Origin of the sequence: Paraclostridium bifermentans, assembly GCF_019916025.1 — a bacterium.
Taxonomy (GTDB): domain Bacteria; phylum Bacillota; class Clostridia; order Peptostreptococcales; family Peptostreptococcaceae; genus Paraclostridium; species Paraclostridium bifermentans.
Map to the genome: position 1 here is coordinate 754,426 of NZ_CP079737.1, position 11,591 is coordinate 766,016.

Annotated in this window: 9 protein-coding genes; all 9 read left to right on the top strand. The window is 29.7% G+C overall.

Features of this window, described 5'->3' with window-relative positions:
- Nucleotides 1-113 precede the first annotated feature (113 nt).
- Complete coding sequence (glyQ, locus tag KXZ80_RS03685; RefSeq protein ID WP_021429889.1) at nucleotides 114-992, top strand: glycine--tRNA ligase subunit alpha; 879 nt, start codon at nucleotides 114-116, stop codon at nucleotides 990-992.
- On the top strand, nucleotides 992-3,058 hold the full coding sequence (glyS, locus tag KXZ80_RS03690) for a glycine--tRNA ligase subunit beta (protein ID WP_021432130.1): 2,067 nt from the start codon (nucleotides 992-994) through the stop codon (nucleotides 3,056-3,058). The genes glyQ and glyS overlap by 1 nt, the downstream gene beginning before the upstream one ends.
- Nucleotides 3,059-3,298: 240 nt before the next feature.
- Nucleotides 3,299-3,940 carry a helix-turn-helix transcriptional regulator gene (locus tag KXZ80_RS03695; RefSeq protein WP_038285033.1) on the top strand — a complete coding sequence of 214 codons (642 nt, stop codon included), beginning with the start codon at nucleotides 3,299-3,301 and terminating at the stop codon, nucleotides 3,938-3,940.
- 11 nt (nucleotides 3,941-3,951) lie between these two features.
- Nucleotides 3,952-4,788, top strand: coding sequence for a pyruvate, water dikinase regulatory protein (locus tag KXZ80_RS03700; protein WP_021432132.1), 837 nt, complete (start codon nucleotides 3,952-3,954; stop codon nucleotides 4,786-4,788).
- Nucleotides 4,789-5,017: 229 nt separating this feature from the next.
- Nucleotides 5,018-7,639 (top strand): pyruvate, phosphate dikinase, encoded by a 2,622-nt coding sequence (ppdK, locus tag KXZ80_RS03705; protein WP_021432133.1) that lies wholly within the window; start codon nucleotides 5,018-5,020, stop codon nucleotides 7,637-7,639.
- A gap of 261 nt (nucleotides 7,640-7,900) precedes the next feature.
- Nucleotides 7,901-8,725 carry a phosphate ABC transporter substrate-binding protein gene (locus KXZ80_RS03710; RefSeq protein ID WP_021432134.1) on the top strand — a complete coding sequence of 275 codons (825 nt, stop codon included), beginning with the start codon at nucleotides 7,901-7,903 and terminating at the stop codon, nucleotides 8,723-8,725.
- Between the two features lie 118 nt (nucleotides 8,726-8,843).
- Nucleotides 8,844-9,092, top strand: a complete 249-nt coding sequence (locus KXZ80_RS03715) for a zinc ribbon domain-containing protein (RefSeq protein WP_021429910.1) — start codon at nucleotides 8,844-8,846, stop codon at nucleotides 9,090-9,092.
- A 68-nt stretch (nucleotides 9,093-9,160) separates the two neighbouring features.
- Entirely contained in the window at nucleotides 9,161-10,075 is a 915-nt protein-coding gene (locus tag KXZ80_RS03720) for a LysR family transcriptional regulator (protein WP_021432135.1), read from the top strand.
- 108 nt (nucleotides 10,076-10,183) lie between these two features.
- A complete protein-coding gene (locus KXZ80_RS03725) occupies nucleotides 10,184-11,569 on the top strand; it encodes an MATE family efflux transporter (protein WP_021432136.1) in 1,386 nt (461 codons plus the stop codon).
- Nucleotides 11,570-11,591: the final 22 nt, after the last annotated feature.

Below are 11,591 nucleotides of genomic sequence, written 5' to 3' on the forward strand. Positions count from 1 at the left end.
TTAAGCATATTGACAAATACTCTATACTTTGATATTCTAAAAGTTAGAAAATAACCATTTAATGGCCTTTCGTGTAGACGAAAGGCTTTGTTTTTAATACAGGAGGTATTCGTATGAATTTTCAAAATATGATACTAACATTACAAGATTATTGGGCTAAGCAAGGATGTATAATGATGCAACCTTATGACGTAGAAAAAGGTGCAGGAACAATGAACCCAAATACATTCTTAAGATCTTTAGGACCAGAACCTTGGAAAGTATGTTATGTAGAACCATCTAGAAGACCGGCAGATGGAAGATACGGTGAGAACCCAAATAGATTATATCAACATCACCAATTCCAAGTTATCTTAAAACCATCTCCAGATAATATACAAGAGTTATACTTAGGAAGTTTAGAGGCTATAGGAATAGATACAAAAGCACATGATATAAGATTTGTTGAAGATAACTGGGAAGCAACTGCTGTTGGAGCATGGGGTCTTGGTTGGGAAGTTTGGTTAGACGGTATGGAAATAACACAGTTTACTTACTTCCAACAAGTTGGTGGAATCGAGTGTGAGCTTGAAACAGGAGAAATTACATATGGTTTAGAAAGACTAGCTATGTACCTTCAAGAAGTTGAAAGTGTATACGATTTAAAATGGAATGATGAAATAACATATGGAGAAGTATTCAATAGAGCTGAATATGAAAACTCTGTATACGCATTTGAAGAGTGTGATGCAGATATGTTATTTAACTTATTTGATGTATATGAAAAAGAAGCATTAAGACTTATGGAAAAAGGATTAATAACTCCAGCATATGATTATGTGTTAAAATGTTCGCACACATTTAATACTCTAGATGCAAGAGGAGCTATAGGTGTAAGTCAAAGAGCTTCATTTATAAGTAGAGTTAGAAATATGGCTAGAACAGTAGCTAAGGCTTATGTAGAGTTAAGAAAAGAAATGGGATATCCACTTTTAAAGGAAGGTGACAAATAATGAAAAATTACCTTTTATTTGAAATAGGTGTTGAGGAATTACCTGCAAGATATGTAAATTCAGCAATGGACCAATTAAAAACTAACATAGTTAAATCCTTTAATGAAAATAGAATAACTTTTGATGAAGTTAATGTATATTCTACACCAAGAAGATTAACTGTTATAGTTAATAGTATATGTGAAAAACAATCAGATTTAGAAGAAGAAGTAAAAGGACCAGCTAAGAGAATAGCAGTTGACGCTGAAGGCAACTATACTAAACCTCTTTTAGGATTTATGAAGAGCAAAGGTATAAAAGAAGAAGACTTATACTTTAAACAAGTTGGAAAAGAAGAATATGCTTTCGGTAAAATAAAGCAAGATGGACAATTAACTAGTGAAGTTTTAAAAAGCATACTTCCAGAAGCTATAAAATCTATGACGTTCCCTAAGGCTATGCGTTGGGGTGGAAAGAACATGAGATTTATAAGACCGATAAGATGGATGGTTTGTATATTAAATGATTCTGTACTTGATATAGAGTTAGAAGGAATAGTATCATCTAATACTACTAAAGGACATAGATTCTTAGGAGAAAGTGAATTTGAAGTAAATACTTTAAATGAATACTTAACTAAATTAGAAGAGAACTTTGTAATATTAAATCAAGACAAAAGAAAAGAATTAATAAAGAAACAATGTGACGATGTTGCTAAATCTTTAGGTGGAGAAATAGAATTTGATGAAGAATTACTTGAAGAAGTAACTCATTTAGTAGAGTATCCAACTGCATTCTATGGAGAATTTGATGAAGATTATGCTAAACTTCCAAAAGAAGTTGTAATAACACCAATGAAACAACATCAAAGATATTTCCCTGTTTTAAAGGATGGAAAATTACTTCCAAACTTTATAGCTGTTAGAAATGGAGATAGTCATAGAATTGATAACGTTAAAAAAGGTAATGAAAAAGTATTAGAAGCTAGACTTGCAGATGCATTATTCTTCTATAAAGAAGATACTAAGAAGTCTTTAGAAAGCTACATAGAAAAATTAAAAACTGTTGTGTTCCAAGCTAAACTTGGTACAGTTTATGATAAATCTTTAAGAATAGAAAAATTAGCTAATGATATATTAGAAAAATTAAATGAAACAGATATAAAAGAAGATACACTTCGTGCAGCTAAATTATGCAAGGCAGACTTAGTTACAGGTATGGTATTTGAATTTACTGAACTTCAAGGTGTAATGGGAAGAGAATATGCAAAAGTAAGTGGTGAAAATGAAAATGTAGCAGAAGCTATATTTGAACATTATTTACCTAGATTTGCAGGAGATATACTTCCAGCTACTAAATCTGGAATAGTTTTATCTATAGCAGATAAATTAGATTCTATAGCAGGATTCTTTGCTATAGGAATACAACCAACAGGATCACAAGATCCATATGCTTTAAGAAGACAAGCATTAGGTATAATAAATATATTAATGGATAACAACTTAGATATAAGTTTAAGAGAACTTGTATCATTAACTCTTGATAATTATTCATTTATAGAGTTTGACAAAGATGAAGTTTTAAATCAAATAATGGAATTCTTCAAAGATAGAATAAAGAATTTATTTAGAGATTTAGGCATCAGATATGATGTTATAGATGCTATATTAAGTTCTAATATAGATGATATAGCTGATATGTATGCTAGAGCTAAGGCTTTAAACTCTTGGATAGATAAAGGTGAGTTAGTTGAAATGTTAACAGCATTCAACAGAGTTTCTACTTTAGCAGAAAAAGCTGAAACTAATGAAGTTAATATAAACTTAATGAGAGAAGAAGCAGAATTTAATTTATATCAACAATTCCAAGAAATAAGTTCAAATGTTGAGCACTTATTAGCTAATAAAGAATATACAAAAGCTCTTGATGCATTCGCATCGTTAAGACCAGCAATAGATAATATGTTTGACTCAGTAATGATAATGGACAAGGACGAGGCTATAAAGAACAACAGATTAGCCATATTAAAACAAATATATGACATAATGTTAAATATTTGTGACCTATCAAAGATAGTGTACAAATAGTCTGTTAAAATAACCGAGGGAATTTTTCCTCGGTTATTTAAATCTTTAATAAAAGTAGATTATAGGGTAAATTTTACCTAAAGTGGGATAAAAAAGGACCCTATGGTTAAAACTGTAATTAAATAAATAAGAAATTAAATATATAAATTTAATTTCTGTATTTACAACACAATATAAAATATATATAATATACTATATAAGATAAAAACGGATAAACAGTGTATCACAATAAAGAGGAGTGTGATTATTATTCAACTTAATAATAGACAACTAAAGATAATCGATATCGTTAAAGAAAGTGAACCTATAACAAGTGAATGCATAGCAGCCAAACTTAATGTGACTAGAGCTACATTAAGGTCTGATTTAGCTATACTTACTATGACTGGAGTATTAGATGCTAGACCTAAGGTTGGGTATTTTTATTCAGGAATAGATAAAGTTAACTTACTAGGAGATAAAATAAAAAACAAAACTGTAGCGGACATAATGAGTATGCCTATAATGGTAACACAAGATACAAATGTTTATGATACTATAGTAAATATATTCTTATCAGATGTTGGAAGTGTATTTATAATAGATGATGAAAAAGAATTATGTGGAATAGTATCAAGAAAAGATTTATTAAAAGCAACTATAGGTGGGGGAGACATAAACAAGATACCTGTAGGTATGATAATGACAAGAACACCTAATGTTGTAACTGTTACAAGTGAAGATACTGTTGTACTAGCAGCAAAGAGAATAATAGAACACGAAGTAGATTCAATACCTGTTGTAGAAGAAATAAAAAGGGATAATACAATAATAAATAAGGTTGTTGGTAGAATTTCTAAAACTAACATAACAAAACTATTTTTAGAGATAGCGGATAATTAAAGGAGGAGTATATGGATAATTTAGTCATATATGTAATATCAGACTCAGTAGGGGAAACAGCTCAGCAAGTTACTAAAGCTGCAATATCTCAATTTCAATTAAAGGATGACTATGAAATAAGAAGATTTCCATATGTTGTAGAAGTTAATTTTTTAGAAGAAATATTAAAAAGTGCTAAAGAAGAAAATGCAATAGTTATATATACATTAGTTGAAAATGAACTTTTAACATTTACTGAAAATTACTGTAGCAAGGAAAATTTAAGTTGTGTAGACTTAATGACTCCAATATTAAAGCAAATTGCTAATAAAATAGGAGTTAAGCCAAGAAGAGAACCAGGAATTATAAGAAAATTAGATGAAAGCTACTTTAAAAGAGTAGAAGCTATAGAATTTGCTGTTAAATATGATGATGGAAAAGATCCTAGAGGCATATTACAAGCTGATATAATATTACTTGGAATATCAAGAACATCTAAGACACCATTAAGCATGTATTTAGCGAATAAAAATATAAAGGTGGCTAATGTTCCTTTAGTTCCAGAAATACCAATACCTAAGGAAGTATTCGAAATAAATCAAAAGAAAATAATAGGTCTTACTAATACGCCTGAAAAGTTAAATCAAATAAGACAAGAAAGATTAAAAGCTTTAGGATTATCAAGTAATGCTAATTACGCTAAATTTGATAGAATACTTCAAGAGTTAGATTACTCAGATAAAATAATGAAAAAAGTTGGATGTCCAGTTATAGATGTGTCTAGCAAAGCAATAGAAGAAACAGCTGGAATCATAATGGATGTAATGAAAGAAAATGGATTGAAAGTATTTAGAGATAACGATAAATAGGATTTTAGTGCACATCGGAATCACTTTCGGTGTGTAGTATAAATCTTATTTATTAAGATTTATAAGGAATGGGTTAGGTGACAAAAAAACGTTTAACCGAGTACTTTGAAAATAATAACTAAGAAATTTAGTTATTACTTTAATAATAAATTTTAGGATAACAAATTAATCATGCTTGAATACAATGTACAGTATATCTGTATAAAAAACATACTAGGAGGAGTTTTAGATGAGTAAGTTTGTTTATAGTTTTGCTGAGGGGTCAAAGGAAATGAAGAGTCTTTTAGGTGGTAAGGGTGCTAACTTAGCCGAGATGACTAAGATAGGCTTACCAGTGCCTCCAGGTTTTACAATATCAACAGAGGCTTGTAATGACTATTACGTAAATGATGAAAGTATAAGAGAAGATATAGTTTTACAGATAGAAGAAAAATTAGTAGAGCTAGAGAAATCTTTAAATAAAAAATTAGGATGTAATGAAAATCCATTATTATTATCTGTTCGTTCTGGTGCAGTTTTCTCAATGCCAGGTATGATGGATACTATATTAAACTTAGGTCTTAATGATACTTCAGTTAAGGCAATAGCTAAGAATACTAACAATGAAAGATTTGCATATGACAGTTATAGAAGATTTATACAAATGTTCTCAGATGTTGCAATGGGAGTTCCAAAGTATAAATTTGAAAATGCTTTAGATAAAATAAAAGAAGAAAAAGGATACAAATTTGATACAGATCTTACAAGTGAAGATTTAAAAGTATTAGTTGAAGAATATAAGAAGATATACAAAAAAGAATTAAGACAAATATTCCCAGAAGATCCAAAAGAGCAATTAATGTTAGCTATAAAAGCAGTATTTAAATCATGGAACAATCCAAGAGCAAATATTTACCGTAAGTTAAATGATATTCCTCATAACTTAGGAACTGCAGTTAATATACAATCAATGGTATTTGGAAACATGGGAGAGACTAGTGGAACAGGAGTTGCATTTACAAGAAACCCATCTACTGGAGAAAATAAATTATTTGGAGAATACTTAATAAATGCACAAGGTGAAGATGTTGTTGCAGGAATTAGAACTCCAAAAGATATAGATACATTAAAAGAAGCTATGCCAGCTATATATGATGAATTTGTAAAAATAACTAATATACTTGAAAATCACTATAAAGATATGCAAGATATAGAGTTTACTATAGAAAATGAAAAATTATATATACTTCAAACTAGAAATGGAAAAAGAACTGCAAAAGCAGCTATAAATATTGCAGTTGAATTAGTTGAAGAAAAAATAATAGATGAAAAAGAAGCTATAATGAGAATTGAACCTAATCAATTAGATCAATTACTACATCCAAACTTTGAAGAGAAATCTTTAAAAAATGCTAAGCTTATAGCTAAAGGATTACCAGCTTCTCCAGGAGCTAGTTGCGGTAAAGTATACTTTAATGCAAATGATGTTGTAAAGGCAGCTGAAAAAGGAGAAGAAGTTATACTTGTAAGATTAGAGACATCACCAGAAGATATAGAAGGTATGGTTGTAGCACAAGGAATACTTACAGCTAGAGGTGGTATGACATCACATGCTGCAGTTGTAGCTAGAGGTATGGGTAAATGTTGTGTTGCAGGATGTGGAGAAATAAAAGTAGATGAGTACTATAAAGAAATAACTGTAGATGGATTAGTTATAAAAGAAGGAGATTATATATCTCTAGATGGATCAACAGGATGTGTTTATTTAGGAGAAATAGAAAAGACAGATGTTGCTCTTACAGGAAACTTTGAGGTACTTATGAACTGGGTTGATGAGTACAAAACATTACAAGTAAGAACTAATGCAGATACTCCAAGAGATGCAAGTGTTGCTATAAGTTTTGGAGCAGAAGGAATAGGATTATGTAGAACTGAGCATATGTTCTTTGATGAAGATAGAATACCAGCTGTTAGAGAAATGATTTTATCAAGAACATTAGAGCAAAGACTAGTTGCTCTTGAAAAATTACTACCTATGCAAAGAGAAGACTTTACTGAAATATTCAAAGTTATGGATGGAAGACATGTTAATATAAGATTACTAGATCCACCACTACATGAGTTCTTACCTCATGATGATGAAGCTATAGAAGCTTTAGCAAAAACTATGGGACTTGAAGTTAAAGAAATAAGAAAGAGAATAGTAGATTTACAAGAACTAAATCCAATGCTTGGACACAGAGGTTGTAGATTAGCAATAACTTATCCTGAGATAGCTATGATGCAAGCAAAAGCTATAATACAAGGAGCTATAGAAGCTAAAAATAGTGGAGTAGAAGTTAATCCAGAAATAATGATACCTCTAGTAGGAGAAGTTAAGGAATTAAAAACTATAAAAGAAAATGTAATATCTGTAATAAATGAAGAACTTGATAAGTCAGGAGTTAAAGTAGACTATACAGTTGGAACTATGATAGAGGTTCCAAGAGCATGTTTAACTGCAGATGAAGTAGCAACTGAAGCTGATTTCTTTAGCTTTGGAACAAATGACTTAACTCAAATGACATTTGGATACTCAAGAGACGATGCAAATAAATTCTTAGGTGACTATATAAATAGTGAAATACTTGAAAAAGATCCATTCCAAGTACTAGACCAAAATGGAGTTGGTAAACTAGTTCAAATGGCAGCTAAATTAGGTAGAGGGGTTAAGCCAAACCTTAAATTAGGTATATGTGGAGAGCATGGAGGAGAACCATCTTCTATAGAGTTCTGCTACAAAACAGGATTAAATTATGTATCTTGTTCACCATATAGAGTACCTATTGCTAGACTTGCAGCAGCTCAAGCAGCTATAAAAAATAATAAGTAGTAAATTAAAGGAATTGGGATATCCCAATTCCTTTTTTATTTTACATAAATTATGTTAACCTAAATATTTTTTATTTAAGTAATACTCATTTTTACATTCTCTTAATGTTGTTTACCAATAGTTAACATGTCTCTAATTTGGATTTAACATAGTTACTTTATTATAAAAATGTAAAGAAAATTCAAATAAAGGAATAAACGACAATAAAGTCGGAAAAATAATAAAGTAATTATAAAAATTATAACTTTGTGGAGGTTACCTATGTTTAAAAAGAAAATTGGAGTTTTACTAATGAGTACTATAATGATAGGAACATTAGCTGTAGGATGTGGATCGAAGGATTCTGGTGGTGGAAGTAAAGTATCTGTATCAGGATCAACTTCAGTAGGACCACTTATGGAAAAAGAAGCAGAAGCTTATAAATCAGTAGACTCTAAAGTATCTATAGAAATAAATCAATTAGGATCATCAGCAGGGATAAAAGATGCAATAAATGGGGTAGCAGAAATAGGGATGTCATCTAGAGATTTAAAAGGTGAAGAAAAACAAGCAGGTCTTAAAGAAGACAAGATAGCAGTAGATGGAATTGGTATAATAACTCACAAAAACAATGGAGTTAAGTCAATTACGATGGATCAATTAAAAGGAATATATACTGGAAAAATAACTAACTGGAAAGAACTTGGAGGAAAAGATGCTCCTATAGTTGTTGTTTCAAGAGAAGATGGATCAGGAACTAGAGATGCATTCCAAGAAATAGTTGGATTTGAATCTACTCATTTAACAAAAGAAGCTCAAATAAGTGATGGAAACGGAAATATAAAATCAACAGTAGCTGGAAATGAAAATGCCATAGGATACACTTCATTTAGTTATTTAGATGACAGCATACATACACTTCAATTAGATGGAGTAGATGCTACAGCAGAAAATGCTAAGAGTGGAAAATATAAATTATCAAGACCATTCTTACTAGTATACAAAGAAGATAAACTAAGCGAAAATGGTAAGAAATTTATGGACTATATAACTAGTGAAGATGGACAAAAAGTAGTAGAAGAAGAAGGTTTAATAACACTTAAATAATATAAAAAAACTCTTTCTAAAAAATTTAGAAAGAGTTTTTTATTTGAATCTATAACATAAACAAGCTTATTACCATACTATATATTATTAACTTTTTATTTTTATAGGAGGGATAATAATGATCAAGTGTCCAAGATGTGGTAAGGAAGTATCAAATAGACCAGGTACAGTTTGCCCAAGATGTGGTCTTGATGTAGGTAAAGTAACTGAGAAAGTAAGATGTCCTGAGGCTAGTTGTAGAGCTTTAGTTTCTAAAAAATTAGAATATTGTCCAAAGTGTGGATGTAAGTTGAAAGGGTATAATTTAAATGAAATATTAAAAATAGCAAAAATGAGATTTAGTAATAATTTTCCAGATGAGGAATAAGAGCTTTTTAAAAGCTCTTTTTTTGTTTAAAATAGTATATAGTAAATAATATTTATGGAGGCAGTATATTGCAAATAAACCAACTAAGATATTTTATAGAAGTAGCTAGAACGGGATCTATGAATCAAGCTGCAAGCAACTTATTCATATCTCAACCTAATTTAAGCAAAGCAATAGTAAATTTAGAAGAAGAGTTTAAAATAAAAGTATTTGATAGAACTAATAGAGGTGTAAAACTAACAAAAGAAGGTAAAGATTTTTTGACTTATGCAACTTATATAATAAATCAAATTGACAATTTAGAAAAAATATACTCAGACTTGTCTCAAGAAAATGGATTTAAATTAGAAGTTTCGAGTATGAAGTTGTATACTTTAGGAATTGTATTGAGCGAGGTTTATAAAAAAGTTAATAATAAAAAAGTTAAAATTTCACTAAAAGAAACTCATAAAGAAAAGATAATAGAAGATGTATCAACAATGAAGTCTGAAATAGGTATAATAGCACTTTCTAATATGCAAGAGAGGGTATTTAAAGGAGTTTTAGAAAATAGAGACTTGGAATTCAATCCAATATGTAAAGACAAAATATATATTTACATAGGTAAGAACAATCCTTTATATAATAATGATGTTATAAAACCAGAGGAGCTAAATGAATTTATATGTGTACATTTAGTAGAAGAACCTATAAACGCACTTACATATAGTGTGGAGCTAGATTTATTAGGATTTTCTCATAAGGATAGAGCAATATATTTAAATGACAAAGAAACTATAACACAGTTTGTTTTAGAAACGAATGCCTATGTAATAGCATCAGGGTTTAATAAAATAGAAAACGTTAGAGGAATAAGGGCTATACCACTTGAAGATGATAGTGTTCACTTTACAGTTGGATGGATTAAGAGAAGAAAAGAAGAACTCTCAGATGAAGCAAAGTTATTTTTAGAAATACTTTTAGAAAATATGCGAAATACGTAACTGTTATAAATTTTAGTTATAGCTAGTAATAGTATATATATATTAACGATAAATCTCTAGATTTGATAGTATATTAATATAGCTTTATCAAAGGAGGAGATTTATAAAATGGATACAGTTATAGATAAATCGAATATAATGGAAGATGATAATATAGGTAGAGTCATATGGAAATTTGCTATACCAGGAATTATAGCAAGTTTAATAAGTGCCATATATAATATAGTAGATACAGCATTTATAGGTATGTTAAATGATACACTAGCAATGGCTGCAGTATCAGTAATATTTCCTTTATTTATACTAATTAATGCAGTGGGTCAATTAATAGGCGTAGGAGCTTCATCGTATATAGCAAGACTTCTAGGGGCTAAAAATAAAGATGCGGCAGATGATGTAGCTTCAACTGCGATAATATCATCAGTAATAGTAGGAATTCTATTTACTATTTTAATACTAGTATTTCTAGAACCAATTTTAAGATTATTAGGAGCAACAGACAGTGTAATGCCGTATGCAATGGATTATGCAAAACCTATTGCAATAGGGGCTAGTTTACCAATAATGATGCCAACACTTGCAAACATTATAAGGTCAGAGGGAAATACAAAACTTAGTGCAGTAGCGGTGGCACTAGGTGCTATAATAAATATAATTTTAGACCCAATACTAATGTTTACATTTAATATGGGAGTAGTAGGAGCGTCTTTAGCTACAGTAATAGGGCAACTTGCATCAGTAGTTTTGTTATTATCATATTATATAACAAATAAAAGTTATCTAAAATTAAGTATAAAAAACTTTAAATTATCAAAGAGCATATATGGAGAAATTATTTCTGTTGGAACTGCAACTTTTTTAATTCAAGCTTTAATAAGTATATCTATGGGACTTTTAAACATAGCATCAAAACCATATGGAAATGAGTTAATTGCATCGTTTGGTATAGCTTTAAAACTATCTTCATTAGTTATGTTTGTTGTTATAGGATACAATCAAGGATTTCAACCTATTGCAAGTTATAATTATGGAGCAGGAAATTATGAAAAATTAAGGGAAGCAATAAAGATATCTATTAAGAGAACAACTATATTTTCTACATTAGCAACTATAGTCTTAATGATATTTGCACCAACTGCTATTAATTTATTTAGTAATGACCCAGCAGTTATCGAGGTAGGGGCTAAAACATTAAGATATACTCTTTTACTATATCCTCTATTAGGGTTTACACAATTATATGCAGTGTTATATCAATCATTAGGTATGCCAAAAGAAGCTTTAATCGTAGGTACAGCTAGACAAGGTATATTTTTCTTACCATTAATTATAATATTACCAAAATTAATTGGTGTTGATGGGGTATTACTTACTCAAGCAGTAGCAGATTTGTTTACGGTAATATTAACTGCATTTTATGCTCACAAGACAAACAAAGACTTAAAAAACATGGTAGCAGGGAAAACAAGTAAAAATACATGTTTATCTAATTAAACTTTAAATAAATAAGAAACAA